Annotated in this window: 30 protein-coding genes; 12 read left to right on the forward strand and 18 right to left on the reverse strand. The window is 32.3% G+C overall.

Features of this window, described 5'->3' with window-relative positions; genetic code table 11:
* Positions 1–410 precede the first annotated feature (410 nt).
* From K9L97_04610 to K9L97_04640, 7 genes are all read left to right on the forward strand, one after another.
* On the forward strand, positions 411–923 hold the full coding sequence (locus K9L97_04610; GenBank protein MCF7872287.1) for a nucleotidyltransferase domain-containing protein: 513 nt from the start codon (positions 411–413) through the stop codon (positions 921–923).
* A complete protein-coding gene (locus tag K9L97_04615) occupies positions 923–1342 on the forward strand; it encodes a hypothetical protein (GenBank protein MCF7872288.1) in 420 nt (139 codons plus the stop codon). The genes K9L97_04610 and K9L97_04615 overlap by 1 nt, the downstream gene beginning before the upstream one ends.
* Complete coding sequence (gene cyaB / locus K9L97_04620) at positions 1339–1899, forward strand: class IV adenylate cyclase (protein ID MCF7872289.1); 561 nt, start codon at positions 1339–1341, stop codon at positions 1897–1899. The genes K9L97_04615 and cyaB overlap by 4 nt, the downstream gene beginning before the upstream one ends.
* A gap of 68 nt (positions 1900–1967) precedes the next feature.
* The gene (locus K9L97_04625; protein ID MCF7872290.1) at positions 1968–2366 is read left to right on the forward strand and encodes a type II toxin-antitoxin system VapC family toxin; all 399 of its coding nucleotides are present in this window, start codon (positions 1968–1970) and stop codon (positions 2364–2366) included.
* A gap of 55 nt (positions 2367–2421) precedes the next feature.
* Positions 2422–2688, forward strand: coding sequence for a ribbon-helix-helix domain-containing protein (locus K9L97_04630; protein ID MCF7872291.1), 267 nt, complete (start codon positions 2422–2424; stop codon positions 2686–2688).
* A 53-nt stretch (positions 2689–2741) separates the two neighbouring features.
* Positions 2742–3386, forward strand: coding sequence for a hypothetical protein (locus tag K9L97_04635; protein MCF7872292.1), 645 nt, complete (start codon positions 2742–2744; stop codon positions 3384–3386).
* Positions 3387–3418: 32 nt separating this feature from the next.
* Positions 3419–4066, forward strand: coding sequence for an HAD family phosphatase (locus tag K9L97_04640; protein MCF7872293.1), 648 nt, complete (start codon positions 3419–3421; stop codon positions 4064–4066).
* Between the two features lie 29 nt (positions 4067–4095).
* Here the strand turns inward: K9L97_04640 and K9L97_04645 are convergent, their stop codons facing one another.
* Positions 4096–4836 carry a hypothetical protein gene (locus tag K9L97_04645; GenBank protein ID MCF7872294.1) on the reverse strand — a complete coding sequence of 247 codons (741 nt, stop codon included), beginning with the start codon at positions 4834–4836 and terminating at the stop codon, positions 4096–4098.
* Positions 4837–4918: 82 nt separating this feature from the next.
* Here K9L97_04645 and K9L97_04650 point away from each other — a divergent pair, with 82 nt between their 5' ends.
* On the forward strand, positions 4919–5392 hold the full coding sequence (locus K9L97_04650) for a hypothetical protein (GenBank protein MCF7872295.1): 474 nt from the start codon (positions 4919–4921) through the stop codon (positions 5390–5392).
* A gap of 2 nt (positions 5393–5394) precedes the next feature.
* Here the strand turns inward: K9L97_04650 and cfa are convergent, their stop codons facing one another.
* Entirely contained in the window at positions 5395–6510 is a 1116-nt protein-coding gene (gene cfa / locus K9L97_04655) for a cyclopropane fatty acyl phospholipid synthase (protein MCF7872296.1), read from the reverse strand.
* Positions 6511–6639: 129 nt separating this feature from the next.
* Here cfa and K9L97_04660 point away from each other — a divergent pair, with 129 nt between their 5' ends.
* Positions 6640–7614 carry a replication factor C small subunit gene (locus tag K9L97_04660; protein MCF7872297.1) on the forward strand — a complete coding sequence of 325 codons (975 nt, stop codon included), beginning with the start codon at positions 6640–6642 and terminating at the stop codon, positions 7612–7614.
* Between the two features lie 22 nt (positions 7615–7636).
* Here the strand turns inward: K9L97_04660 and K9L97_04665 are convergent, their stop codons facing one another.
* From K9L97_04665 to K9L97_04715, 11 genes are all read right to left on the reverse strand, one after another.
* Positions 7637–7855, reverse strand: a complete 219-nt coding sequence (locus tag K9L97_04665) for a hypothetical protein (protein MCF7872298.1) — start codon at positions 7853–7855, stop codon at positions 7637–7639.
* Positions 7856–8179: 324 nt separating this feature from the next.
* Positions 8180–8509 carry a hypothetical protein gene (locus K9L97_04670; protein MCF7872299.1) on the reverse strand — a complete coding sequence of 110 codons (330 nt, stop codon included), beginning with the start codon at positions 8507–8509 and terminating at the stop codon, positions 8180–8182.
* Positions 8497–8703: a hypothetical protein gene (locus K9L97_04675; protein MCF7872300.1), complete on the reverse strand. Its 207-nt coding sequence runs from the start codon at positions 8701–8703 to the stop codon at positions 8497–8499. The genes K9L97_04670 and K9L97_04675 overlap by 13 nt, the downstream gene beginning before the upstream one ends.
* A gap of 228 nt (positions 8704–8931) precedes the next feature.
* Complete coding sequence (locus tag K9L97_04680) at positions 8932–9255, reverse strand: hypothetical protein (GenBank protein ID MCF7872301.1); 324 nt, start codon at positions 9253–9255, stop codon at positions 8932–8934.
* A 120-nt stretch (positions 9256–9375) separates the two neighbouring features.
* Positions 9376–10329 (reverse strand): hypothetical protein, encoded by a 954-nt coding sequence (locus K9L97_04685; GenBank protein MCF7872302.1) that lies wholly within the window; start codon positions 10327–10329, stop codon positions 9376–9378.
* A 14-nt stretch (positions 10330–10343) separates the two neighbouring features.
* Complete coding sequence (locus tag K9L97_04690) at positions 10344–11708, reverse strand: hypothetical protein (GenBank protein MCF7872303.1); 1365 nt, start codon at positions 11706–11708, stop codon at positions 10344–10346.
* 65 nt (positions 11709–11773) lie between these two features.
* The gene (locus K9L97_04695) at positions 11774–12829 is read right to left on the reverse strand and encodes a hypothetical protein (protein MCF7872304.1); all 1056 of its coding nucleotides are present in this window, start codon (positions 12827–12829) and stop codon (positions 11774–11776) included.
* Positions 12826–14421 (reverse strand): hypothetical protein, encoded by a 1596-nt coding sequence (locus K9L97_04700; protein MCF7872305.1) that lies wholly within the window; start codon positions 14419–14421, stop codon positions 12826–12828. The genes K9L97_04695 and K9L97_04700 overlap by 4 nt, the downstream gene beginning before the upstream one ends.
* 137 nt (positions 14422–14558) lie before the next feature.
* Entirely contained in the window at positions 14559–14762 is a 204-nt protein-coding gene (locus K9L97_04705) for a hypothetical protein (GenBank protein ID MCF7872306.1), read from the reverse strand.
* A 22-nt stretch (positions 14763–14784) separates the two neighbouring features.
* Positions 14785–16467, reverse strand: a complete 1683-nt coding sequence (locus K9L97_04710) for a hypothetical protein (GenBank protein MCF7872307.1) — start codon at positions 16465–16467, stop codon at positions 14785–14787.
* Between the two features lie 156 nt (positions 16468–16623).
* Positions 16624–17721: a hypothetical protein gene (locus K9L97_04715; protein ID MCF7872308.1), complete on the reverse strand. Its 1098-nt coding sequence runs from the start codon at positions 17719–17721 to the stop codon at positions 16624–16626.
* Positions 17722–17850: 129 nt separating this feature from the next.
* Between K9L97_04715 and K9L97_04720 the strand changes: the two genes are divergently transcribed.
* A complete protein-coding gene (locus tag K9L97_04720) occupies positions 17851–18744 on the forward strand; it encodes an AbrB/MazE/SpoVT family DNA-binding domain-containing protein (GenBank protein MCF7872309.1) in 894 nt (297 codons plus the stop codon).
* A gap of 23 nt (positions 18745–18767) precedes the next feature.
* On the opposite strand, the gene K9L97_04725 is transcribed toward K9L97_04720, so the two are convergent.
* The 5 genes from K9L97_04725 to K9L97_04745 all read right to left on the reverse strand — a co-directional run bounded on the left by K9L97_04725 (position 18768) and on the right by K9L97_04745 (position 24865).
* A complete protein-coding gene (locus K9L97_04725; GenBank protein MCF7872310.1) occupies positions 18768–20909 on the reverse strand; it encodes a hypothetical protein in 2142 nt (713 codons plus the stop codon).
* 1 nt (position 20910) lies between these two features.
* Positions 20911–21072, reverse strand: a complete 162-nt coding sequence (locus K9L97_04730; GenBank protein ID MCF7872311.1) for a hypothetical protein — start codon at positions 21070–21072, stop codon at positions 20911–20913.
* A 2-nt stretch (positions 21073–21074) separates the two neighbouring features.
* A complete protein-coding gene (locus tag K9L97_04735) occupies positions 21075–21803 on the reverse strand; it encodes a hypothetical protein (protein ID MCF7872312.1) in 729 nt (242 codons plus the stop codon).
* A gap of 207 nt (positions 21804–22010) precedes the next feature.
* Positions 22011–23093 carry a DNA topoisomerase IV subunit A gene (locus K9L97_04740; GenBank protein ID MCF7872313.1) on the reverse strand — a complete coding sequence of 361 codons (1083 nt, stop codon included), beginning with the start codon at positions 23091–23093 and terminating at the stop codon, positions 22011–22013.
* Positions 23090–24865: a DNA topoisomerase VI subunit B gene (locus tag K9L97_04745; GenBank protein MCF7872314.1), complete on the reverse strand. Its 1776-nt coding sequence runs from the start codon at positions 24863–24865 to the stop codon at positions 23090–23092. The genes K9L97_04740 and K9L97_04745 overlap by 4 nt, the downstream gene beginning before the upstream one ends.
* 142 nt (positions 24866–25007) lie before the next feature.
* Between K9L97_04745 and K9L97_04750 the strand changes: the two genes are divergently transcribed.
* Together K9L97_04750 and K9L97_04755 are read left to right on the forward strand one after the other, a co-directional pair.
* Positions 25008–25430 (forward strand): hypothetical protein, encoded by a 423-nt coding sequence (locus K9L97_04750; GenBank protein ID MCF7872315.1) that lies wholly within the window; start codon positions 25008–25010, stop codon positions 25428–25430.
* Positions 25431–25685: 255 nt separating this feature from the next.
* Positions 25686–26132, forward strand: a complete 447-nt coding sequence (locus tag K9L97_04755) for a GNAT family N-acetyltransferase (protein ID MCF7872316.1) — start codon at positions 25686–25688, stop codon at positions 26130–26132.
* The last annotated feature ends 191 nt before the right edge of the window (positions 26133–26323 follow it).

Genomic DNA, 26323 nt, shown 5'->3' on the forward strand with positions numbered 1-26323 from the left:
CGCTAGCGAAGGGGGTTTAATACCCCGACCTTTAGGTCGATAGCACGCAATCTGAAAATCGCGATAAGCGACTGAGTCGTAATACTCCGTCCTTTAGGGCGGAGATAGACTCGGAGCAGCGATTTTCATTATTTCTTCACATTCTTTTAATAGTTCCTCGTTGGTAATTTCATTTTTAACAGATTTTCCAGCATTTCAGGAAACTGTTATTGTCGGAGATTGTGTTGCAATAAATGTCTTTACTGAAAATCCCTATGGCTTTTTAATGCATGATGCTGGCGTTGCAAAGTCCTATAAGAAATACTTTGAACTCCTTCGGGGCATGGCTAAGAAGTGATGTATAATTATTTGTACAATTGTACAAATATTTGTGCATAATATTTAAATATACAACTATTTGTACAGTTATTATGAATAATGAAGAAATCATTCTAAAAGAATTGTTAAGAAAAGAGCCGCAACACATAAGAGAACTTGCCAGAAACACAAGCCTACACCCGAATACAATTATAACGACTGTAAACACTTTGGAAAAAAGTAATATTATAAAGACGGAGAAAGAAGACAAGAAACAAGTTTTCTATGAAAATAATCAAAAAGCAAAAAACAGGAAAGTTTTTTACATAATCGAAGAAATAATTAGTTCAGGACTAATAAAACATTTGGAGGAATATTATTCTTACCCAGCAATAATCTTGTTTGGCTCAACAGCCAAAGGAGAGTTCCACGAAAACAGCGATATTGACATTGCAATAATTACAGATGATAAAAAATCAGCAGATTTGCGAAAATTTGAGAAGAAACTAAATAAAGAAATCCAAACTTTTATCTTCAACAAAGCCGAGTTCAAAAAACTAAACAAGGAATTATTTAACAACATAGTGAATGGAATCGTGTTAAGTGGCTTTGCAGAGGTAAAATAGTGTCATTTAAAGATTATCTGAAAAATAAGAAAGTCGTTAAAGGAACTCCTGATATGCAAAAAGTTTCTTCTCTTATAAAGATGTCAAAGAATCATTTGAAAATTGTTGAAAAAATAGAATTGACAGAAGAAACTACATCAATAATTCTGAGCCAAGCATATGAATCCTTAAGACAAGTCTTAGAAGCGATGGCATTAAAAGAAGGCTACAGGGTTTACTCTCATGAAGCATATGTGGATTTCTTGTTAGAAAAAGGAGAGATTAGCTTTGCAAATCGCTTTGACAGATTACGCAAGCTGCGAAATGGAATAAACTACTATGGAAAACCAGTTTCAAAAAATATTACTAAAGCAGCACTAGAAGAGATTAAGGAAATGGTTGAATATCTAATAAAAAAATATTTGGGCCGGTTAAAATGAAAGAAATCGAAATATTATTCAGATTGGAAGAATCAAAGGATTCTGCTTTTGAGAAGTTGAAAGAATTAGAGGATAAAGGTATTAAGAGAACAATAGATTATTACTATTATTTTCCTGAAGATGAAAAATTCAAGCCAAATGAAAAAGGAGAAATACTAAACTGGTTTAGAATAAGAAAAAAAGGAGACAAAACATATTTTACTTTCAAGCACGATTATGTTAAGGAAAATGGTCTGTGGTCTCATTCAGACGAATATGAAACGGAAGTGTCCGATTTTGAAACAGCCAAAAAAATTGTCGAAAGTATGGGCATGAAACCACTTATAACTGTTGATAATACAAAGCACATTTTTGTAAAAGATGATTTTGAACTTGTTGTTGAAGATGTGAAAGATCTTGGATTATTCTTGGAAGTGGAGATATTAAATGCAAAAGAAGATGCAGATGTGGAAAAAGAAAGAAAAAGAATATTTGAATTTGTCAAATCGTTAAATCTTGTTGTTGGAAAAGAATTGAACATTGGTAAGCCTGAATTAATGCTGAATAAAAATAATTGAATTCTTAACGGACAATTTCCGAAAATGCCTTAAGCATATTAATTAATAATTTATCTTTTTGTGTTTCTATGAATAAAAGAATTTATTTGGATACTTGTGTAATAATAGATTTTTTGTTGGGGCGAGATTCATCTGCTTATGAATTAATTATGCGTGCTGTCGATTGTATGTATTTTGCCATAATTTCCGATCTTGTTCTTGAGGAGTTGAAGTTTCAGAAATATTTAAGAGAAGCACAGATTTTTATTTCCTTGTTAAAAAATGCCAATAAAATACGCATCTGCAAATATTCTCAAAAAGAAGTCGAAGATGCAAAAAAACTTGCTGAGAATTACGAAACACACAGGAATGATGCACTTCATAAATTGCTTGCTAAGAGAGAAAATGTCGATTATTTGGTCACTAAAAATGTTAAAGATTTTGTTTGCTTTACTGATATTATCATAAAAAAACCTAGAGAGTTATGACATTATATGACATCAAAAGATAACATTTAAATATTTGGGGTGATAAACTATGTGTATGGTAAATAAACTGGTAAGTATAAGGGTTTCAAATGAGCTCATAGAAGAAACAAATATGTTGGTAACCGAGCTAGGTTTTAACAATATGCAGGAGTTTGTTAGAGATGCATGGAGAACAGCAGTAGAGAAACAAAAATTGATGTATGTTAAAAAAGAACTAACAAAACTTTATGGATGTGCCAAACACAAGAATATTAAAGAGAAAACGAAGAAAGAAATAGAAGAACACATACAAAAAGTCTTCTTTGACAAGTTCGAAAAATAAATTTTTACTCGTTAATGGTAAAATATATAAAAGTCGGTTCTTTGTAAATATTTATGAAGCCATCTAATGATATTCCTGACACGAAAAACGCCGCGGCTTTTAACCTAGTGAAGGATAATCTTTCTGAAGTAATAAAGAAAATATATTTGGTCGGTATAACGGGTGCGGGAGGTGCTGGTAAAACCACATTTGCAAACAATCTTGTAACTTATTTTGGCAAGGAAAATAGTATCACTATAGATTTAGATGATTATCTAATTTCAAGAGAAGAAAGAAAATTAAAGAATATTGTCGGTTATGATCTGAAGGCAAATAAGTTAGAACTTGCAAGAACACATCTATCTATGTTAAAAGATGGTCAAACCATATATAAACCCAGATATAATCATTCTAATGGAGAAATACTTGTCGATGAAATAGTTAAACCGAAGAAACTTATCGTTGTAGAGGGCGTTACAACATTGTATCCGCAACTAAAAGATTTATACGACTTCACAATCTTTATGGATGCTTTAGAAGAGACGCAGATTAAAAGCAGAATTAAAAGAGACGTCAAAAAAAGAGGATATACGAAAGAAGAAGCAATGACATTATTTGAGAAGATGAAACCTGCTTATAAGAACCTCATAGAACCAACTAAGGCGTTAGCTGACGCTGTTTGCGTAGTAGATATTGATTACATAATGCACTTTAAGTAAAAATTTATATATTTGTATGCTCTTTTTCTAATATGATTAAAGCAATAATCTTTGATTTTGATGGCGTAGTTGTTGATACGGAAGCTGTTAAATTTGAGCATTTATCAAATGTTCTGGTTGAAAAAGGATTCTCAACTAAGGATTTGACTTTGAAATCATTAATAGGTAAAAAGACACGGCATTTTCTTCAGGAAATATTTCCAGAAATTACAGAAAAGGAAATCAATCAAATATATCTTGAAAGATCAAAGCTTCACAAAGAACAGCAAGAAAAATACATTTTAATTGAAGGATTAGTAGATTTGTTAAAGTTTCTAAAAAAATCAAATTTTACGATTGCACTTTGTACAGGTTCTGAAAATCAACTAGTTGAAAGTGTTTTAAAGCATAACAAGATAGAGAAATATTTTGAAACTATAGTCACAGGAGAAGATTTTTCTTCATCCAAACCAGATCCTGAGTGTTACGAGAAAACTCTTGAAAAACTTAATTTAAATACTAAAGATGTAATAATCATCGAAGATTCTCCAGCAGGAATAATTGCTGGTAAAGCAGTTGGCGCGAGTGTATTTGGTTTGATGACATATTTGAATGAGTCCGAACTTAAAGATGCTGATAAAGTATTCAAGTCTCATGTGGATTTATTAGATTTCTTCAAAAAAGCTTTTATGTCGGAATAATTTTTATGTATTATTGTTTATAGAAATTTTTATGGGCTCATTTTCCACATTTGTTGAAAGAATCCTTCGAAGCTTCTTGCTATTGCTTCTGATTTTATGTGTATCATTGTGAGTTCTTTATCGTAATTTGATATTAATACATTATCGTCTATTATTGTTGTTGCGCTAGGAGATAGATATGTTATTTCTTTTACTTCTGTATGCTTCAATCTTTTGTAGAATTTCCAGTATTCTGATCCTTTGTCTGAAAAAATCATTTTTGCATCTATTTTTTTACTTACTCTTTCTTTATGCCATTTTTTCCAGAAATTATTGAATATGTTATTTTTTCCAGAACGTACCCCCATGATTAATATTTTATCCGCGCCTTCAAGTAGTTCGTTCATCAATGGCTGCACTCCTTTAATTCCTATTATTAATGATACCGTTTGGAGCTTCTCGTCCATTTTTTGTATTTTTTTTAGTTCAGGAAGTATTTCTTTTAATTCTTTTTCTTTTTTTCTTAATTCAAATTCTTTCTCTTTCATATATGTAAGAATTGTTTCCGGGTTGTTTGCGATGAAGTATTTTACATTGTTTTCTATGACTGTTTTTACAAGACCTTTATCTGCTAATTTGTATAGAGTTTCGTAGATTTTTCCGCCTGAGATTTTTGCTTCTCTTACTATTTCTCCCGTTTTGCTTTTTCCTATTTTTAGAAGTGTTGTGTATATTATTGCTTCGTTTCTTGTAAGACCAGCACCTTCTATTAGCGTTTCATAATTATTCATTACTTACCACATGGTGGGAGGTGATATTTAAATATTTCTTTGAAAATTTTACTATTATTAAGTAAAAACAAGAGGTGAAAATATGAATTGGGTAAAAAACGCCGCAATTGCTTTGGGAATCTTTGTGACTGGTTATGTTGCTGGAGACATTGATTTATCACATAAAAGAGATTATGATAAATTTTTTGTGTCTGCGAATTATTTTAATCAAGATGAAAATGGCAATCCTCAAATTAATGCAGGGATTTGGCATGATGGTTATAGCATATTGCACGTGAAGGACATGAATAGGATTTGCGATGTTAAAAAAGAAATGTATGATAAACTTGCTAATGAGTTTTATGATGCCCAAGATCTTTATAACTTGTCAAGGGAAAGAAATGTAGTTGATTCAAGTGCAATAAAAAATTTGGAACTTGCCGAAAAAAAATTTAGTTATGATACACTAAATGTTTTGCTTGAAAGTAAATTAAAAGAAAAGAAATTGGTTACTGGTGGAAACTTTTCGACAGATGTAAGAAGCGGAATTGTCGATGTGTATTTTGATCTTAAATAAGTTCATCTCACACTTTCGTATCCGCCTTCAACACCGTTCTTGCTGAGAACAATCTGCCATAATTGGTTGTGTCTTGCCTTAAATGTCCCGACAAACATTCTAAGGTAGTATTCCCACATTTTGTAGAATCTCTCATCATATTTGTGTTTTAGTTTCGGCCATGCAGATTTGAAGTTTTTAAACCACGAGTCTAGTGTGTACGAATAGTATATTCCGAAGTTGTGCAGGTCTTCTATCATAAAATATGGTTCTGATGCTTGTGCTAATTGTTTTACAGATGGAAGTTTTCCGTCTGGAAATATATACTTATGAATCCATGGATCTCCCGGTCCTGTGTTCGATTCCTTGCTTCCTATTGTGTGCAATAAAAATATTCCATCATCTCTCATGCATTTGTTTGCTGTTTTGAAGTATTCTTTGTAGTTCTTTGGTCCTACGTGTTCAATCATCCCAATGGAGACTATTCTGTCGAATTTTTTGTCGAGTTTTCTGTAATCTATTACTTCTATTGTTATGGGTAGTCCTTTGCAGTTTTCTCTTGCAAGTTTTGCTTGTTCTTTGGAAACAGTCACTCCATGCCCTTTTACTCCGTATTTTTGTGCTGCGTATTTTAATAAGCCGCCCCATCCGCATCCGATGTCAAGTAAGGTCATTCCTTTTTTTAGCTTGAGTTTCTTGCAAATTAAATCCATTTTGTCAAGTTGTGCTTGGTCAAGCGTTTTTGCTTTTTTCCAGTATCCACATGAATAATTCATGTATTTGTCAAGCATTGCTTTGTACAAATCATTTCCTGTGTCGTAATGCCATTCTCCTATGTGGTATGCTTTTGTTTTTTGCTTGTTGAGAAGTTTTGCTGCAAGATAGGGGCCTATTATGTTTTTTAGTCCGATTGCTTTTGCATCCAGTCTTGCTCTAATTATTTTTTCGAATAATTTTTCTAAGCTTTTGCAGGTCCACCATCCGTCCATGTATGATTCTCCTAATGCGAGCGATCCTCCCGATAGGACTCTTTTGTATAATCTTTCGTCGTGCACTTGTATATCTTCGGGTCTTGACCCGTTGATTTTGATATCTGCTTGGTTTAGAAGTTCTATTATTGCTTTTTTGTATTTATTCATAATAATTTCCTCCACTTATTTGTTTTATGTTTAGTAGTATTTATTTTTTATCATATAAAACTTCCATATTGTAAATAATTTTTTAGCACAACTATTATAAAACATTCTTAATTCATTTGTCTTAATATGATGGGTCAAGATAATTCAGGATTAAGCGCTATTTGGACGGAAAAATTTAGACCAAAAAACTTTTTAGAAGTAAAAGGTCAAAAGGAAATAGTAAACAGAGTGAAAGCATTCGTAGAAACAAAAAACATGCCTCACTTGTTATTTTCAGGACCTGCAGGCGTAGGTAAAACAACACTCGCATTAGTTATTGTAAGGCAAATGTTTGGTGATGCCTGGAGAGAAAACTTCTTAGAATTAAATGCATCAGACGAAAGGGGAATTGATGTAGTTCGTCAAAAAGTAAAAGATTTTGCAAGAACAAGAAGCATAGGGGATGTTCCTTTCAAAATAATTTATTTAGATGAATCAGACGCTCTAACAAAAGAGGCTCAACAAGCACTTAGAAGAACTATGGAGAATTATACACAGACAACCAGATTTATACTTTCATGTAATTATTCTTCAAAAATAATTGATCCTATTCAATCAAGATGTACTGTATTTAAATTCAAGCCTTTAAGTAAAGAAGAAATTTTTGAAATAGTTGAAATAGTTGCAAAAGCAGAAAATCTTAAAATTGATGATAAAGGAAAAGAAGCTCTTTTTTATGTTTCAGGAGGAGATGTTAGGCGATTAGAAAACCTCATGCAATCCAGTGCTGCAATTCAAAAAGAAATTACGGAAAAACTTATTTATGATGTTGCAAGTTTTGCAGAACCTAAAGAAATTAGAGAAGTTCTGGCAGATTGCGTTAAAGGAGTCTTTGAAGATGCAAAAAAGAAGCTTTTAGATACGATGTTAAAACAAGGTCTTAGTGGAATTGATGTTGTTAAGCAAATACAACAAGAAGTATGGGGAATAACCGCAAATAATAATATTAAGCTTGAAATGATAAAGAAATGCGGGGAAGCAGAGTTCAGAATGATTGAAGGTGCTGATGAATTCATACAATTACAAGCACTTCTTGCTAATTTTATATTATTGAATTCTAAATAAATAGAATTTCTTTGAACATTTGTTATTGTCTTCTGTTTCTGTACAGTCTTACTTCTTTTTCTATTGTGTTATATTTAACTTGTTCTAGAGATCTTCTTATTCCAGGAGTATCATACGCATTTAATCTGTTAGTTGGTGTTCTTTTTAGGTGTGTGTTCTCTCTTAGATATTTTTCTTTTTGTTTTATATCTATTTCTTTTAATTGTCTGCTCATTCCTGAAACATCGTATGCTGAGCCCATCTTTCTATTAATCTTGTTGTTTAGATATAAATATTATGTGGGATGAAAATATATTTTAGAAACATCATTTTTAACTTTTTTAGTTCGCGTTACAGTTCTAAAATTGTTTGTTATTGCGCGCTAGCGCAAGGGGTTTAATACAAATAAATGCTTTGCATTTATTGTACACAAAAGCTTTGCTTTTGTCGTACCCTGACCTGCACAAAAATCTTTGATTTTAGGCATGCGAATAAAATTTTTTTTTTATTGCACAAAAAATGTTCGTTCATTTTTGTTGTGCAAGAAACTTTTAGTTTCTTAGCAGACTCGGAGCAGCGATTTTCATTATTCTTTTTTCAGTTTTAATATATCTTTGATTTCTTCTATGACTTTGTCTTGTGATTTCTTGTCTGACATTCTTATGAATTTTATTACTAAATCCTGAAGTTCTTCTACTTTAAGAAATTTTATTTTGTGGTTATCTGTTATGAAATAGAATCTGAATTTTTTGTATTTTATTTCTTTTAGAACTATATCTCCTATAAGACTTAGAAACTTTCCTTTTTTTGGGGTTTCTTTTAACGTATATATCAAAGCAAATATTTTATTTGTTTCTGATTTGAACTTCTTATGAATCTCTTTCTTAAGTGATTCCGTGATTATTATTTTGACCATTTTTTTCTTGCTTCAGTCATTGCTTCTTCTATTGTCACTGTTCCTTCTTCGCTCATTAAGATGTCGTGAAGAAGTCTTTCTTTGGCGCTTTCATATAGTCTGTTAATTACGTCGTCGTATTTTTCTCCTTTTGTGCTAAATTCTTGAAGTTTTGCTTTTGTTTCCTTTGATATTGCAATAGTGGTATTCGTCATATTAATTATAATTATTATAATATTTATAAATTTTATGGAGAATAATTTGATTCAGACATTTATTTTATTGAGCGGAGTTTCGCGAAGAAATCATTTTTGATTTTTGTGTGCAAGAAACTTTTAGTTTCTTAGCAGTCTCGAAGCAGGGATTTTCATTATTTTGTGTTCTTCAGTATTTTTCTTCATATTTCTCTTTGTTGAAAGGTGATGTGTCTCTAATATCAAGAACTAGTTTTTTGATCTGTATTCTTTTATTTTTCTATCAACATTTTTTAGTCTTTTTTCAAATTCTTCTATTGTTTTGATTTTTCCATTGTAAATTCTTACATTTCTGTTTAGATTTTTATCTAAAAAATTCAAATAAAGTGTTCCGTCTTTAGGTAAATAGGTGAATCCTATTTCTCTGTAGTTTTCTGTTAATGTGATCCCTTCAATGCCTGTTTCTATGGATGTAGAAACTTGTCCACTTGATGATTCTCTGTGTATTTGTCTTTGAACTACTTTCATCGCGTCATATAATGGATTTTTAAATTGTTCTAAAGATATATTCATTTTTGAATGGTAAATGTGATGTTATATTTAAACATTGTTTTTTTCATATGTTTTTATGCCTATTTGAAAATAACTAACAAAGAATTAAATAATATTAAAAAAGAAAAAAAACTAGAAGACTTATTCTCCGTCTTCAGGAGTGTATACTATTTCTATGTTTTGTTCTATGTATTCTTTGTAGTTATACATTAGTCTTATTCCAAAGTTTTGTAGCCTATCTGTTCTTTGGTCCTCTGCAAATGTTGCGGTACATGTTACATCTCTTGGAGTTCCTCCTGTTAATGTTATGTATCCTGTACTTTCACTTCCTCCTTGTAATCCGGTGCAAGTTACGTCTGCGCCTTCTAAGTTGACTATTTCTACAAATACTTTGTTATCGTCTGTTGAGCTAGGTGCACAACTTGTGTGATCTCTGTATACTTTTCCTGTATTTACGTTTGCAACTGTAAATGTGAATCTTGTTTTTTCTCTGCCTGCTCCTGATTGGCTTACTTTTGTCACTTGTACTGGTGCTCCGCTGCTTGAGAATGCTCTGTTATCATTTATTTTACATATGTCGTCCTCTTCTTGTTTTAGCATGTCTTCTTTTATACATAATTTTGTTGCTATGTTTGTTTCATACAAATAACATAATTCTGCTCTTATCGGGAGTTGTATGTTTCCTGGTTCGCTACTTTGGTATTCTAAGTTTTCAACGATTGCTTCTACGTATGGAGGTTCTATTATGCTTCCTTCTGGCGTTCTTATTCTTCTTTCCATTTTTTCTTCAGGATTTATTTCTAAGTCTGCTTTTGATTTTCCGAACGCTTCTGGTAAAAATCCTTTTATTGTTACAAGTGCATCTTCAGGTTCTACATCCGCTTCTCCTTTGTTTGTTAGTTGGACTGCTATGTCAAAACTTTGTTGTTGGTTGTCTGCTGTTTGTGCAGGGGGTGCATCTGGTGCAAATTCTAATTTTATTCCTTCGCTTCCACCGATGTACGTTGTTGATATTTCTGTTTGGTTATTTCCTCCGCTACACGCTGTTATTATTAGCATTGCAACAATTAGAGTTATTATTGATATTTTTTTCATTTTATTTTTACCTCCTAGCTTACTCTTCTTATAGTAATTTGATCTCTTAAATTTTCTTCGTATCCATACCATAATTCCATTTTTACTGGTGTGGAGTATGCGCTTCCTATATCGTATCCGTTTATTCCTGAGTCTAGATCAAATGTGCATGTGAATCTTCCCTCTTTTGTATTTGGGTCTAGTCTTACTACTTTAGGTGTGCAGTCTAACATTTCGTTTCCTATCAGGCTTGGTCCTATGTATACTTTATCATGCATTGTGCTTCTTACAGTTTCTGGGTAGTAGGGTGAGCATCCTGCCAGGTATCCTACGTCCCACACTCTTCCTCTTCCCACGTTTCTTATTGTAAAGTCAAGTAATAAGCCTTTTCCGGTATTTGTTTGTTCTAGTCTTGTTACTGCTATTGGTGCTCCTTGGCTTCCTCCCCACGTTATTGTTTCTGCTCTGCATATTTTATCTTCATCACTAAATGGGTCTGGGTCTACGCAAACCATTGGGCTTACAAATGTTGTGTATCCGTAGCATAGTTTCCATTGGTAGGGTATATCGTAGTAGTCTTGTCCTGCTGGCCAGTTGCCTGTATGTTTTATTATGAATGTTTTTACATCTATGTCTCCTGCTCTTGTTTCAGGATTTTCTCCTTTTAGTCTGAATTCCGCTCCTAGGTATTGTTCGAAATCTATTCCTTCTAGCAGAAGAATTAGTTGTTTTCCGTGTACAAACAAGTCGAAATAATTTGAATCAAAGCCTATTGTAAAACTATCTATGCCTGAGGATCCTGATACGTCAAAATTTACATCTGATACTGCTTCTATTATCGCAGGTGTGTTTGACCAGCCAAATAGGTTTCCTAGTTGTTCGTATGCTTGACCTATGTTTCCTCTTAGTCTCCAGTTATCTCCTGTTGTGCTTCCTTGTATTCCTGTGCATGCAAAAGAACCTACTATGCTGCTTGCCCAGGATGCTGGATTTAATGTCAATCCCGGTCTTGGTACTAAATCAAAGTAGCAATCATTTGTGCTTCCAGGTTCTAGAAGTCTTTCGTTTCCATCATCTTGTAATAGGAACATTTGTGTAAGTCCTGGGTCAAATCCTGATAGGAATAGTGCTCCGTATGAGTCTGATGCTCCTCTGTTTTCAAGTCTCATTGACAATATTGCTTCATTTCCATCTTGTTCGTATCTGTCTTCGCTTCGGTAATACATAATTCTTGGGTTTCTTTCTGGCATCATTTCTATGCCTTGCGTTCCTGAATAGTATGTGCATGCGTCTCCTACGCTGCATTTTTTGTTAACATTGCCCATTATTCCGGAGCATCCTGTTATTGTAAGTAGAATTATTAGGACTATGCTTATTATTACTTCTTTTTTGTATGTCATATTATTGAATTCCTGCTTTTTCTGTATTTAAATGTTGCTGTTTTTTTTGGGGTTTATTGTTGGATTTATTCTACTATTCTTTTTATGTCTAGTTCTGTAGTTGTTGTTTCTTGATAATTGTATTGGATTTCTATGTTTAGAAGTGTTAGGTAATTTCTGTTTATTTTTGTTATGTCTTCTTCTTTTAGTGTACAAATAATTTGATTTTTTTGTCCTATTTTTATTATGTTGTTTTGGCAGTTTAGGTCATAGTTGCCTAGTTTTGCCGTTATATATACTTCGTTTATGTTTGTTTCTTGTCCCATGTTGCAGTAGTCTCCACTTATTTTTTTGGATTGTGTTTCTGCGTCATTTATTAAGAAGGGGTGTCCGTTTATTTTAGTATTTTCTATGGTTATTGTGTATCTTGGTTTTAGTCCGAATTCTCTATTTGTTATTGTTGTTCCTTGCGTTGTTATGTCGCTTCCTTGTATTATGTTATTTATTATTGTGTATGTTCCTTGTTCTATTTCTTCTTTTGTCAATTTTATCATTTGTGATTCTATTTCTTTTATTGCTATAGGTGCTCCTTGTCCATTTGAGTATGTGTATTTTTGTTGATTTCTGCATATTGGGTCAAAGTCTGCTTGTTCTTTGTCTGCGTCTATGCATACGCTTTGTGTTAGTTTTGTTTTGTAGGGGTAGCATACTGATGCTTCTATTTTTACGCCTTCATGTGTTTGTAAAAGTTCGTTTAGTTGCAGCGCTTTGTATCTTAGGGGTTCTATAAATACTTCTTCTCCTAAGGGGTATTCTTCTGATTTTCCTTTTAGTTTGAAGTTGCTTTGATATTCTTCTTTTGGTGTTAGAAATGGGTCTTGACCGTTGCTTATTCTTAGTATTCCATACATTGTTTCGTTCGTTAGGTCTGTCGATCCTTTATTTCCAATTGTTATTCCTAGTAGTATTTCTTCTCCACTATATACTTCTTTAGGAGGCATGTTTTTTGCGAATTCTATTGTTACTCCTTGTTTTCCTGTATTGTAATTTTTGAATGTGTTGTTGTTTGGTTGTCCTATGCATCCTGTTATTATTAGGAGTGTTAGTGTTAATATTATTAGTGTTGGCGTTTTTAGTTTCATGATATCACATCCACTATAAATGATTGGCTTATTCTTTGGAATTCATATTCAAAGTCTGCTGTTCCAAATAATATCATTTTTTGTACGCCTAGTTTGCCTGGTTCTTTTCTTATTAGTTGGTTTACTCCATTTTCGTCTAGTATTGCGTCGCATCTGTGTTGGATTATGTTTGTGTTTGTATATTGGTTTCCTATGAAATTGTATCGGAATATTTTGAATCCTGTTATGTCATTTGTTGCTGTGCCTGCACTTTCTCCTGTTGAGCATGTCAGATCAAATTCTGGTGGCAGTTCTAATGTTATTTCATTTACTTTTTTTATTTCTCCTACTCTTGCATTTGCGTATTCTCTGCTTGTTGTTAGGTCCATTCCTATAGGTATTGAGTTTGTTTTTGTTCTTTTTACGTATTTTGGGTTTCTGTCTTGTGAGGAAAGCATTCCCAGTATTATTGGTCCTTCTGTGTATTTTGCTTCTGGTATTGGTTGTATGTTTAAGTTTGATATTGCTTTGTCTCTTTCTTCTTTTGTTCCAAAGTCTAGTAAGTCGTCTTGAGCGATTATTGTGTATTCTACGTATGCTTCTGTTTCGTAATTTGTTGTTCCTTTTATTGTTGCTTTGTATGCTCCGTCTGTTATTCTTGTTTTTTCGTGGTCTTGCAATTCACATATTACTGATTTTGAGTATGTGTATTCATCAAAGTTTAGAGTTATTTTTTCGCCTTGTTCTTGACTGGTTCTTATTTTTCCTTTATAGACTTCGTTATCTGTTATTCCGCCTGTTTTTTCAAATTCGCATTCTAATTCTACTTTTGTTTCTCCTGTTAATTTGTGCGCGGTTATGTCTGCTATAAGGGTCATTTCGTCTAGGTTTTCTATTTTTTGTTTTCTTGATGTTGTTTCAAAATTTTCTATTATAAATCCTGTTCTTTCTTCTCCTTTTTCTACGCGTCCTTTGTATGCAGATCCTAATGTGTTGTTAAGGAGGTTGTTTGTTGTTTGTGATAATGATGTTGTCACGCCGTTTATCGTATTTTTTATCTGGTCTACTATGTATGTTTTGAATGTGTACCAACCTATTTTATAGTCCATTCCTGTGGTTCCCATGGCTTCTATTGTTGACAGGCTGTACAGTGATACTCCTGCTACGTTTATTATTACTATGAAGAACATGAACACATAGTATGCATTTGCGAGTTTTATCATTATTCCTCTGTGTTCTTTCGGTATGTCTTTTGATTTTCCTAGTGCCCAGTATATTATTACAGGGAATCCTAAGGCTACTGCTGATACATAAGGTGCTTTGTCTGCGAAGAATTCAAATTGGTTGAATAGTACCCATGCTAGTGGTATGAATATCATTGGTACGCTAAATGGTTTCCAGAACTCTTTTATTGTTTGATACCAGTCTTGGTGTTTTAAGAGGAAGTGTCCTAGGAATGCTAATCCTATGTATAATACTGTTCTTAGGATTATTGTTTGTGGTTGTATTGTGAACCCTGTAAATATTAAGTCTGTTAAATGCACTATTAGTGCCAGCAGTATGAATGAATCCAGTTGGGGTTCTTCGTTCGTTATTTTTGTTTCTTTTGGCATTTTTTGATAGTTGTTTTCTTCTGTTGTTCTTTTTGTCTTTCTATTTCATTATTGCGCGTTAGCGCGAGGGGTTTAATACCCTGACCTGCACAAAAATCTTTGATTTTTGGCATGCCAGAAACTTTGTTTCTGTGCATTTAGGTCGCGATAACAAGCAATCTAAAAATCGCGTCTAGGTGACTGAAGCGTAATACTCCATCCTTCAGGGTGGAGATAGCTTCGGAGCAGCGATTTTTATTATTTATTTTTATTATTTCTTGTTGTAAGTTGGGATTGGGGTTGTATTTTATTTCGTTTTCTATTTCTTTTTTTCGTCTTAAAAGTTCCGAGACACTAGTCATTATTTTGTTCCTCTTTTGAGAATTAATTTAGTAGTTTTACGACTAATTCTGTAATTGTAAAGTCTGTTTCTGGTTGTATTTCTACTGAATTTGTTCCAGGTTTTACAAATTCGTCTATTATGTGGTCGTAGTTCATAGTATATGTGTTTATTCCTATTTTATATCCATTTATTGATATGTCTGTTTCTTTTTTTTCTCTTGTGTTTGGGAATGATAGTTCTAGTTTTATGTCGTAGTTTGATTTTAATTCTCTTTCTAAATCTTCTATTGTGTTTATTTCTGGGCAGCTTGGCCTGTGTCCATTTTCATTTCTGTATTCGCTAGGGCAGTCGTCACATTCGTATTCTGATATGTCTTGTTCACATACAGATTCTAGTCCTTGTATTGGTACATCGGAACACCAGTAGTATCCTTCGTTTTCGTAACAGCAGTCTTTATCGTAGTATGGTGAGCATCCTCGCGGGCATTCTCCATCTTTATCGTCTCCGCAGTAGCCTCCTTCTCTTTCGAATTCATCTATGCATTTGTTTGGAGCATTTCCTGATCTGTCTTCGTATCCTGATTGGCATCTTTCGCAGTCTGCTACAAAACTTACGCATCTATCGTTGTTGTTTTCGGTGTCTACATCGCACCAGTAGTTTGAGCTTCTTCTTAAACAGCAGTCTTTGTCTTCATCTTCATAGCACCCTGTTGGACATATGTTGTCTATTTCTCCGCATCTTGGTTCTTCTGATTTTTCTTCAAAATATTTGTCTGGTATTTCAAAATAATATGTGTTATAGTCTGCTTTTTTGAATTTTATTTGTAGTTGTGGCCTATCTATCATGATTGTTCCTTCTGTTACATCAAACTCTATTTTGTTTGTTCCTGGTTGTAGTGTTTCTTTATTTATTGATATGTAGTTGTATGCTTTACAGTCTGGTATTCCTTCAAATATTTTTTCATCGTTTATTTGTATTTCTAGGTCTCGAATGTATTCTTCTTGGCATTCAGGCAGATATCTTAGTCTTGTTGTGTCTATTCTTTCATAATCTGATTCTTCTAGGCTGAATGTTTGGGTGTTTTTGCTTTTTCTTGTATCTTTTATGTCTCCTGTTATTTTTATGTTTGATAGTGTGTAGTGGTTGTATTTCCAGAATGCTATTCCTGGGCTTTCTACTTCAAAGGTTATTATGTTGTTCTCTCTTAATATTTGTTTGTCAAGTGTTATTGGTGGAGAGTTCATGTATGCTAAGTCTCCTCTGAATATTGTTTCATCGTTTAGTTTTATGATTATTGTACCTATTCCTGCATCTACATTAAAACTTAGTATTAAATTGTTTGCTAGGTTAGGGTCTACATCGAATTGCAGGTTGTCTTGTATGTCTTCAAATATTGAGTTTTTTACGTATATTGTGCTTTTTTGTTTTACTATTTGGCTTTCTGTTTTTGTGCCTATTGTTGTTGTTGCAAGTTCTAGATCTTTTTCGTCTCTTCCTTGTTTGTATACTTTTCCAACTTGTTCTCTAAGTAGGTATTCTTGGAGTGTTCCTGTGCTTGTTCCGTCTCCTTGATTTGTTGTGGAGCCTTGTCCTGTGGGTATTCCTCCTTCTAGTAGTTGTTGTCTATCTCCTGGAGGTAAGAATAATATGTATAGAAGCATTAGCACGACGATTATTATTATAACTATGGCGGCATTTGAGCCTGTTTGTCCTTTTCTCACCATTTTGTATTTATTTTTGTTGTTTCAGTATTTAAACGTTTTGCTTTGTTTTTGTTTTTTTGGTAATATGGAAGATAATTGTTTAAAAAATTTAAATGTCGCGTCTTACTATTATTTATGTTGATTGTTTTTTTTACTTCTTTTGGTGAATGCACTATTTTACATTTCTATTGTTGTATTTATCCAAAGGTTCAGTGTTTCTTTTGCTGAGTCATATCTTAAGTCTATTTCTCCTTTCATTTCATTTGTTATTTTGAAGTCTTTGTAGATGTGGCCCAGGATGCCGTAGCTTTCTTTTTCGCCATTTTTTGAATATGAAGGTCCTATTCCCATTTTTATAATTCCTAAGTTTTTGCCTTGCATTATTGCAAATTCTTTTTTGTTCTTTGTTATTTTTCCTTCTATGTATGTTATGTCGTCTCCTTTTTTTGTATGGCTTGATAGGTATGGGAAAGAGAATGGTTGTATGGATAGTATTTGACTGACAAACTCCATGCCTTTCCAAGAATAAACATTTTTAGAGGGGTTAGTCCATGCTGTTGTACTTGTAAAAGAAAATTCTTTTTCTTTTGAATCAAATTTTGTATCTAAGTATGTTCCTATGTTTTGATCGTTTATGTGTCCATATATTGATTTCCACGTTCCGTCATTGTTGCCTATGCTTACATAGTTTTTTTGGTTTATTTGTATTGCTCCAAGTATGAAGAATGCCTTTTCTCCATTTGCTAGTATTGGTTCAGGGCTAAAATATACTGATTCTATGTGGTAGTTGTTTTCTTCGCTTATTTCTCCTCCGATGAAAGTTTTTGGAGCCTTGTTGCTTATTCCATGTCCTCCGTGTACTTTTATTTTTGTTTTTTCTATTTTTGTATCTATTCCTGTGTGTATGTATCCTGTTATTTCTTCTTCTGCATCTCCTGTTGTTATTATGTTTACAAATAAATTTTTGTATACGTTATTTTTTCCGAATATTAGTACGTCGTCTTGAATTTTATTATCTAGATTTAGGTTTTGGTCTATTGTAAGATGATAGTTTCCTGTTTTTATGTTGAATCTGTTGAGTTTGAGTCCTTTTTTTCCTGGTTCTTGTATTATGTTTTCGTAGTTTTGTATTTTTGTTTCTATTTGTTCTTGTTTTGGTTGTTTGTTTAGCAGGAAATCTTTTTCCGCTTCTAGTTTTTTCTCTTCTAGTGCAGTTGTATCTGGTTGGTTTGTTATTATAGATAATGTTTTTGCGAATGTTTGTATCCAGTTCATTTTAAACCTCTCAAGTATTTTTTATTATTAAATAGTGGTGACTAATTACTATTAATATTTTATTCATATTAATAATATTAATAATATTAATTAGAAAATTTTAAATAATATAGTTCATAATGTTTGTTGATGAAGAGAAAGATAATTAGACAGGGTCTTGGAGGATATACTGTTTATTTGCCTAAAAAATGGGTAGATAAATTCAAGCTTGATAAAGGTTCAGAAGTAAATTTTGATGAAATTGGAGATGATCTTATTTTATCTGCAAATTCTAAGAAGACTGAGCTTGAAATTTCATTGACTTTATCTCATATTTCTGAGAGTAGCATAAGAACGTTAATAACGAATTCCTATCGTAAAGGGTTTGATCGGATACATGTAAATTTTGATTCAGAAAAGCAGTTCAAAATTCTGAGTGATGTTGTTAATTCAAGACTAATAGGCTTTGATGTTTTAAGAAAAGAGAAAAATGTTTGCGAGATAGAATCTGTTACGGAGCCTAATGCTGATCAGTTTGATGATATGTTGCTTAAATTTTTATTTAACATAAAACAATTACTTGTTTGTACAAAAGATCGTATTGATGAAAAATATTTTTTTGAGGACATAGAAAAAATAGAGGAAAGAATTATGAAGTATGATAATTTCTGTAGAAGAATTATTTCAAAAAGAAGTATTAGAAATAAACATTCTGAATTGCTTTGGGCATTTTTGACTCTTCTCAATCACGGTCAAAGGGAAATATATCATCTTAATAAGATCATCATGGATTATAAATTAGATAAACAACATATGGAATTATTTAATCTTGTTTCCAAAGTTTTTGAAATGGTGTTTTCTTGTTATACAAAAAAAAATATAGAACTTATTGGTAGAATTCATGAGCTTGAAAAAAAAGCTATTTATGAGAAAGGATATCATTTATTGTCCGGAAAAAATTCATCTCCTATAACATATCATCTCATGATTGCATTAAGAGAATTTTATCAGGCAAACAGCCCTCTTGCAGGGTTACTTTTTTAATCCTAAAATTTTTTGTCTAAGAGCTATGTGTTGATGATATAAACTTGTATCTGGTACTGCGTAATCGAAGTAGATTCATTTGGTCCAAAATAATATTGTTTGCTTTTTAGGGGTATTATTTGTTGGTTTATTATTTGATTGTCTTTCATTGCCCAGGCGGTAAAAACTGGCTTTGAATTTTCGCTAAGACTATCTTTTATAATATCTAGTCTATGGTCTAATATGTCTGGTTTGATTTTTTCAGTCTCTCTTAAAACGTTGTTTCCATTCTTATACTCTGAATGAAATATGATGTTTTTATTTATCTTTTTACTTCTGTATTCGATGTTGTTGTCAGGTCTGGAGAAGTTTGCTTCTCCCCATACACTTATGTATACATTATCAAGATTTACACTTATGCTGTCTGGTTCTCCTATTATTAAAGGAATTCTTTCTCGATTTATTATAGTTCCTTTAGGTGGAAGTTTTATTTCTTTGAGTATTTTATTATTTCCGTCAGAAATTGGTATTTTATTTGCGTCTGGAGAGTAATATTCTATTACTAAATTGTATGTTCCATCAGGTATATTTTCAGGTATTTTAAAATTTATCCATCCAGAAGGATATCCCATTCCCTCATATGAACCCATAGAAGATTTAGCTTCATTAAACTTGCTAGTAAGTATGCCTATTTTTTTTCCTTCAAATCCCTCAATATATATTCTTCCTTCAAATGTAGGGTACACGTCGCCATATTTATGTTTCGTGCCAGGTGTTTGCCTCATCACTGCAACTCCATCGATATCGCGTCCTCTATATCCTTTAATATATTTGTCTTTTGTTAGTGTTGTTTTTTCAGTCCATCCTTCTTTGTAGCAATAAAGACTTTCTATGTCTAATGTTACTAAGTTGTTTTCTATTTCAAGGTTCTTTCCATTAACTTGAGGCACCAGTTCAAATTTAGACAGGTTGTTGATGTATTCACTTACATGATCTATTGTTGTTTTTATGCTTCCTGCAAGTAATATGCTTCCAATTAGTAGCCAAGGCATTGTTTTTTCATTTTTTACGATCCATTCTCCGATTGTTTTTTTGTTCTTGATTTTTTCAAATTTATCTATTGCATCGTCTATTGTTTCGAATCTTTGTTCTTCGTTTATTGTGTGGATTTTTCTGAACCATTCGTTATATTTTTTCATATTCATCGGCGTTTCTGTTCTGTGTCTTCTGTAGTTATTTTCTGTTTTTTTGTAGTCTAGCGTTCCTTCTTGTGTGAGTAGGTTATTTGTGTTTAGATTTATTTTTCTTATTTTATCAAGAACTTTTTTTATTATTCCTGGTTCATCTTTTTTTTCTTGTATTGCTCTTCCTGTTTGATTATCTGGATCAAATTCCCATCCGTATTTATATTTCATTGCGTAATCCAGAGTTGTCGCTACTTGGTAGATTTCCGTTTGATCGTTGTATTTTGTTTGTTTTCCTGTGAATTTTTCTACGCTTAATGGATCTATGATGTGGTGAGCACCCGCTGTCGGCAGGGGTTTTTCTTTAAGGTCTTTGATTTTCCCGCCGTTTGCATTGTCTATGAGAAGAACGTCTAATGTTTTTCTGTATTTTCCATTGAGGTGTTTTTTTGTTCTTTTTACCATCACGTTTTTAGGATTTATATCTCTGTGGTAAAGTCCGTTATCTTTGAAGTATTTGGCTTTTTGCAGTAATTGCGTTGCTAAGTCTTCCCACTCTGTCTTAGAAATTCTTTCTTCTGTTCCTTCTTTTATTTTTTGAACGATATCTTCTAGTTTTTCGTAGTGTTTGTAGAATTTGGTTACTGTTATTGCAGGTCCTTTTTCTGTTTCTTCATAGTAGTCTATGATTGGTATGATTCCATTTAGTTCTGGATCTGGTAGTAACGAAGTTATTTTTTGTTCGTTGTTTGTGTTGTATCCTCTTTCTAAATGTCTTATTGCTCTTGGGCTTTCCGATTTTCCGTCTGTTTTGAGAATTCTTTGTTCTTTTCCATTTCCCCATTCGGCTAAATATAATATTCCAGGTCCATCTGAACTGAAATGTATTATGTTTTTGTATTTTTCAGATACTTTCATTTTTACGTATTCTGCTCTTTCAGCTATCAGTTCAATCTTTGACATTTGAGGAATCTTTTTTCCGGCAGTGAATGGATCTTTCATTTTAGTTTTCTTCCTCCATTTCTTCCGGTTCTTCCAGAACATCTATTTTTAGTTGTACGATTGTTTTTGGTTTAAGTTTTTTTTCAAGAATTCTTGGTATGACTATTATGGATTGCTTTCCATGTTTTGCTATTTTTTTTGTTAATATGAATGTTTTTTCCATTTTTATAATTCACTTAATACTTTTGTTTGATATTTTGATAAATTGTATATTTCTGTCTTGTTTGGATAATTTGTTATTAGTTTTTCAATCCCTTTTTTGAAATCTTTGTCTAGTATTGGTTTAACTAGTAGAAATCCTATGTCATAAAAATCTTTGATGGTGTATTTTTTTGGAGATTTGTATAATGTTTCTGTTATTGTTTCTTCGTTTGGCGTTTTGTGTGTTAAATACTCAAAATATGTTGATATTCCTTCTGAGACCATTTTCATTCCATGTTCTTCTTCGGCTATTGCCCATGGTTTGCTTAAGTTATAAGTTCCCCAGTTTTTTGCATTTAATTTTTCTTTATGTAGGTCTGTATATAAGTGTCCTAGTTCGTGAGATATTAGTCTTTGTATGAATTTTGTATCTAATGAATCTTGTGTTATTAATTTCGTATTCATTTTTATTGTTTTTTTTGTTTTGTCATATGTTGCACATGCTAAAGAGAATTCGTCCATTATGGAAATTTTTGGTTTTTGTGAGTATGTGATTCCTAGCGATTCGTGTTTTTTTAGAACTGTTTCTAGATCTTTTTCGTATATTTCTTTTCCTAATTTTTGTAACATTTGATTATTGTGTGTTGTTATTTTTCTAACTATTTCTGTTGTTTTTTGTTTATTTTCAATTTGGCAAGAATACATCAATAATATTGTTGTCCCTAAAATCATCAATTTTTTTATTTTTTCCATTTTTTATGTATTTTTTATGTATAATATTTTAGAATTTATATATTTTACTACTATTTAATGATAAAACAATTAATTTCAATATGGAAAATAATTTGAGGAGTATATACTTGCAAAAATGAAAGTGAATTGTGTTGTTCTTGATTTGAGTTTATCTGCAGAAATACTTGGCAGGTAGGCTTTGGTTAATTACTGGGGATTTGTATATGTTTATGGTAGCCAGCTTTTTTCATTCTTCATTTTTTCAGGCAAGTAATCAGAAATTACGAAATTAAGTCCGTGTTTTGCAAGAGCTTGCTGTTCTGCTCTAACTTTCATTTGTATCATTTCTTTCAGTGCATTTTGCCATTCTTTATAATCTTTAACGAATGGATCATTTTTTAGTGCATCTTTAGCTCTTTTTATATCTACTTCTTTTAGAGGGTGTGTTGGCAATTTGTATTCTGTTATGTCTCGAGGTGTTATGCCTAAAAAGTTTGCTTTTGGCACGCAGAAAAATTCGTTTATATGTGCTGCGTTTCCCGATCCTACTTTTAATGTTCTGTATATGTTCATCATTCCATAAGGATCTCCATCTGTAAATACATGTACTGGTAAGTTTGCTTCGTCTGATAATTTTCTTATGAATCTTCTGCAACTTCTTGATGGTACTCCGCTCATTGATATTATTATGCAGTTTGCTTTTTTCCAATATTGGTGTTTGTTTAGTCTTTCAAACATTCCTTGTGTTTCTATTGCTAGTACAAATTTTGCTTTTGTTTCAAATTTTAAGTGTTCTACGTCGCTTGGTATTGAATAACTTCCCGATCCAAACTTTGTGCAGTCTATTTTTATTTCTTTTTTTGTTGTCGAATCTTTATCAATTACGGTTAGTTCTCCAGCAACGGATCCGCCGTGTTCATCAGCTATAAATCCTAGTTGTTCTCTGTTGCAAGCAAATGTAGCTTCTATGTCATCCATTACAGCATCTGATTCTGGTTGTTCTTTGAATCTGGCTTCTCCCCAATTTTTGCTTACATAGTATGCTTCTCTTTTTGTGGCTATGTCTTCTGAGTTTATCAAATCTTTTGATAAAGCCATCATTTTAAGTGTTTGTGCGAATGTTTTTACGGTGTTTGCTGTCAATGTTCTTTTTTTCATCATACCTTTAAGTTCGAAAAAACCGTCTTTTTTGTTATATATTACATTGTTTAAAGATCTTACAGGAGATTCCATTTCTGCTTTTTCTTTTAGTTTGATGTTTGTGAATAATTTTTTTGCTGTTGTTTGTATTTTTTCTAGAGTTTTAGTCATTTTTCATCCTCTTCGTCAGCGTTTTCTTCGCTAAATTCGGAATTTGAATCGTGCTCTTTTTCTCTTCCTATTTTTGCGAATTCTTCATTGTATTCTTCGTTTTTTGTAGGGTCAAAATCTAATGAGTCTACTTTTCCTCTTTGCTGTTCTAAGAGTTCTGTAAGATTTTCTTTTATTATTTCTTCATCTGTTGCTGAACAATTTGTTAGTTCTTTTAATGCTTCTGCAATGTGGGGTATGTATGTTTCTATGTAGCTTCTTTTTTTAAGTTCTTCTTTCACTCTTTTTTTCTTTTTTACATATTTTGCAAGGTTTCTTCCTGCTTCTTGTATTGCGAGTTTCATTTCTTTTATAATCTCAGGGTAGTGCGCTATTGCTTCTTTTGCTTCACTTGTAAATGGAACCCACACAGATGCTATGTGTATTACTATTGTTATTGGGCCTACAGGCATGTTGCTTCCTGTTTGTTGTATGCCGTAGCTTTTCCAATTTGTTTGGGTTATTGATTCTTGTGTGGCACATGCGCCTTGTTGGTATAGTAATGGTACTCGATTTGCAAATCTCATTACGTTGATTGATTTGTCTGCAGGTTGATCTCCTCCGTATGCTATTGCTACTTCTATTGCGAAAGGATTTCCTCTATATACTGAGGGTGGTCTTGAAACTGATGTGTAAAATTCTGCGTTGATCTCTTTTTTTATTCCTTTCTCCAGCATTGTTTCTCCCAGAGGAACTATGCAGTCTGTAGGAGGCATCATCAGTTTTGTTTTCTTTATACCATTCATTAGTTGTTCTGCCATGTCTCTTGACATGTCTTTAGTTTTTGTTTTGCTTAATAATTTAGAATTTTCCAATATTTCTTCTGCGGCTTTATCTCCCACTCTTGAAAAGTCTTCTTTTAAGAATTGTTTTACTGTTTTTGTTTCTGTTCTTTGGAGCATTTTTATGAGCATTCCTAGCTCTACTCCGTATGGGTGCGGTTTTATTTCTTGTGCTTGTTTTGGTTTTTCTTCTGTTGCTCTAACAAGCATTAGTTGTTCTCCTTTTGGGGGTTGGTATATTAGTGTTACGTGCGGATTAATTACTGCGGTTTCTCTTATGTATTCGTCCACGCTTTGTGAGCCTTTGTTATAACTTGCTTCTAGATCTATTTCTATTCTAGTTCCGTTTTCTTTATACCATTCTTTTTTTACGTCTTTTATTATGTCTGGTTTATTTGTTGCAGTATCTATTTTTAGCTCGTAATAGTGTGCAGGTTCGTTTGGGTGTATTTTTGAGATTATTTTTGCAGGTTTTCCAGTTGTTAATTGTGCGTACATTACAGCGGCAGAGATTCCTATCCCTTGCTGTCCTCTTTGCATTTTTAGTTTATGAAATTTTGATCCATATAATAGTTTAGCGAATATTTTTGGTATTTGGGCTTTTACTATTCCAGGACCGTTGTCTTCTACAATTACTCTGAATTTATCTGTTCCTATTTCGTGTATTTCCACAGTTATTTCTGGCAATATGTCTGCTTCTTCGCAAGCATCTAAGGAATTATCAACTGCTTCTTTTATTGTGGTGAGTAGTGCTTTTCTTTTATTGTCAAATCCTAACAGGTGTCTGTTTTTTTCGAAGAATTCAGCTATGGATATTTCTCTTTGACTTTTGGCCATTTCGTGGGCTTTTGATTGGTTGTTTGTTTTTTTGGGCTCTATTAGTTCTTTTACTTCTTTAGATTTGTTTTCTTCTTCAGTTTCTGAATAGTCTTCTAGTTTTGTATCTGTCATGTTATTTCATTTTTTTGGTTTTATTTATATTTGTTTTGGTGTGTGATTTTGTTTGTTCTAACTTTTCTTTTTTTAGCATCTTGTAGTATTATTTGTCATTTTATATAGAAAAGGTTTTATATTTTGTTATTTTTCGATAATTATGGATTTCATTAAAAAATATAGTTTTGTTGGTTCTTTTTTTAATTCTGATTTGAGTTTTTGCGGCGAGTTAGATTTATTAAGTTCAGGTTCTGTTTATTGTGATGTTAGTTCTAATAGTTTTTTGGATTCTGCTCTTAAAGGCAATTTTAAGCGTTTTAATGAAAGCAAATATTTGTTATTGGATGATGATTTATTAGATTCTGGGATTCCTAATATGGTGTTTGCTGTTGATGTTGGTAACAAATCATTGTCTGGCGTTAAGGATGGATTTATTTTTTCTTTTCAATTGGTTAAAAATTTTAAAGGATTCATGCGGTTTTATGATTTTGATAAGAATTATTCTCAAAATTATTTTTTTCAGGATATTTCATTTAGGCTTCCCGTTATGATTCCTTTTTCTGCGGAGATTTATAGGGGTTGATGGGTTCATGATTGCTTTTGTAAACTGTTGATTTTTCATTATTTTCATGATATTTTATCTCGGTCTCGGATTGTGGGTGTTGTTGCTGCTCTTCTTATGAGGTTTTTGTTTTCTTGAAGAAATCTTTTAGAACATGTTCTTTCTTGGACTATAGGTGTTACTATAATAACAACGTTCTTTGCTGTCTTTTCTAATAAAGATAGCAAATGATTCTCAAAAAATTTATATTTGAAATAATGTTTTCCAAGCCTTACAGTGATTATAAAACAATATACTCAGGAACATCTAACTGATGTTATAGATGCCGTCAGAATTTTTAAGAAAGAAGATAAAGATAAATGGTATGAAGGAAGGTGGACGGATGTTCTTCATTATAAGAATGTTTATTTGAAGAATTCTAAATTTAGAACATTTCTGGCATTAAATGAAAATAATGAATTGGCCGGGTTTATTATTGGGAGAGAAATAAACCAAAGAAAATACGATATAGAAATTCACTATGTGAAACCTGAGGTTAGACATAATGGTGTTGCAAAAAAACTTAAACAAAGTCTTGCTGATTTTGCTAAAAATAATGGCTATAAATCTATACGGAGTTATGTTGCTTTTGATAACAAAGGCAGTATTAGATTAAATGAATCTTTAGGTTGGGACAAGAAAGAGGTCAAAGATTGTTATAAATTTAAACTTAAGTTTGTTTGATTAAAATAAACCGGAGGAAATGTGGTTTCCGGGGCTTTGAAAGCTTTGCTTTCTGTGTTATCCCAAAACTATTTCCCTACGGTGAGTTAAATCAATGTATGAAACTCACAAGAGGGAAACTCATGGAAACAATTAGGCGAAAAAACGAGGGTGAAACTACTTATCAAGTTCGTAAAATTGCTGGCGTGAGT

It is taken from the genome of Candidatus Woesearchaeota archaeon (assembly GCA_021735165.1).
Classification (GTDB): Archaea; Nanobdellota; Nanobdellia; order Woesearchaeales; family 21-14-0-10-32-9; genus JAIPET01.

Coding starts and splice junctions, on each gene's coding strand:
- K9L97_04610 (MCF7872287.1), top strand. CDS start 411: ATGAATAATGAAGAAATCATTCTAAAAGAATTGTTAAGAAAAGAGCCG.
- cyaB (MCF7872289.1), top strand. CDS start 1,339: ATGAAAGAAATCGAAATATTATTCAGATTGGAAGAATCAAAGGATTCT.
- K9L97_04625 (MCF7872290.1), top strand. CDS start 1,968: ATGAATAAAAGAATTTATTTGGATACTTGTGTAATAATAGATTTTTTG.
- K9L97_04630 (MCF7872291.1), top strand. CDS start 2,422: ATGGTAAATAAACTGGTAAGTATAAGGGTTTCAAATGAGCTCATAGAA.
- K9L97_04635 (MCF7872292.1), top strand. CDS start 2,742: ATGAAGCCATCTAATGATATTCCTGACACGAAAAACGCCGCGGCTTTT.
- K9L97_04640 (MCF7872293.1), top strand. CDS start 3,419: ATGATTAAAGCAATAATCTTTGATTTTGATGGCGTAGTTGTTGATACG.
- K9L97_04645 (MCF7872294.1), bottom strand. CDS start 4,836: ATGAATAATTATGAAACGCTAATAGAAGGTGCTGGTCTTACAAGAAAC.
- K9L97_04650 (MCF7872295.1), top strand. CDS start 4,919: ATGAATTGGGTAAAAAACGCCGCAATTGCTTTGGGAATCTTTGTGACT.
- cfa (MCF7872296.1), bottom strand. CDS start 6,510: ATGAATAAATACAAAAAAGCAATAATAGAACTTCTAAACCAAGCAGAT.
- K9L97_04660 (MCF7872297.1), top strand. CDS start 6,640: ATGGGTCAAGATAATTCAGGATTAAGCGCTATTTGGACGGAAAAATTT.
- K9L97_04665 (MCF7872298.1), bottom strand. CDS start 7,855: ATGGGCTCAGCATACGATGTTTCAGGAATGAGCAGACAATTAAAAGAA.
- K9L97_04670 (MCF7872299.1), bottom strand. CDS start 8,509: ATGGTCAAAATAATAATCACGGAATCACTTAAGAAAGAGATTCATAAG.
- K9L97_04675 (MCF7872300.1), bottom strand. CDS start 8,703: ATGACGAATACCACTATTGCAATATCAAAGGAAACAAAAGCAAAACTT.
- K9L97_04680 (MCF7872301.1), bottom strand. CDS start 9,255: ATGAATATATCTTTAGAACAATTTAAAAATCCATTATATGACGCGATG.
- K9L97_04685 (MCF7872302.1), bottom strand. CDS start 10,329: ATGAAAAAAATATCAATAATAACTCTAATTGTTGCAATGCTAATAATA.
- K9L97_04690 (MCF7872303.1), bottom strand. CDS start 11,708: ATGACATACAAAAAAGAAGTAATAATAAGCATAGTCCTAATAATTCTA.
- K9L97_04695 (MCF7872304.1), bottom strand. CDS start 12,829: ATGAAACTAAAAACGCCAACACTAATAATATTAACACTAACACTCCTA.
- K9L97_04700 (MCF7872305.1), bottom strand. CDS start 14,421: ATGCCAAAAGAAACAAAAATAACGAACGAAGAACCCCAACTGGATTCA.
- K9L97_04705 (MCF7872306.1), bottom strand. CDS start 14,762: ATGACTAGTGTCTCGGAACTTTTAAGACGAAAAAAAGAAATAGAAAAC.
- K9L97_04710 (MCF7872307.1), bottom strand. CDS start 16,467: ATGGTGAGAAAAGGACAAACAGGCTCAAATGCCGCCATAGTTATAATA.
- K9L97_04715 (MCF7872308.1), bottom strand. CDS start 17,721: ATGAACTGGATACAAACATTCGCAAAAACATTATCTATAATAACAAAC.
- K9L97_04720 (MCF7872309.1), top strand. CDS start 17,851: ATGAAGAGAAAGATAATTAGACAGGGTCTTGGAGGATATACTGTTTAT.
- K9L97_04725 (MCF7872310.1), bottom strand. CDS start 20,909: ATGAAAGATCCATTCACTGCCGGAAAAAAGATTCCTCAAATGTCAAAG.
- K9L97_04730 (MCF7872311.1), bottom strand. CDS start 21,072: ATGGAAAAAACATTCATATTAACAAAAAAAATAGCAAAACATGGAAAG.
- K9L97_04735 (MCF7872312.1), bottom strand. CDS start 21,803: ATGGAAAAAATAAAAAAATTGATGATTTTAGGGACAACAATATTATTG.
- K9L97_04740 (MCF7872313.1), bottom strand. CDS start 23,093: ATGACTAAAACTCTAGAAAAAATACAAACAACAGCAAAAAAATTATTC.
- K9L97_04745 (MCF7872314.1), bottom strand. CDS start 24,865: ATGACAGATACAAAACTAGAAGACTATTCAGAAACTGAAGAAGAAAAC.
- K9L97_04750 (MCF7872315.1), top strand. CDS start 25,008: ATGGATTTCATTAAAAAATATAGTTTTGTTGGTTCTTTTTTTAATTCT.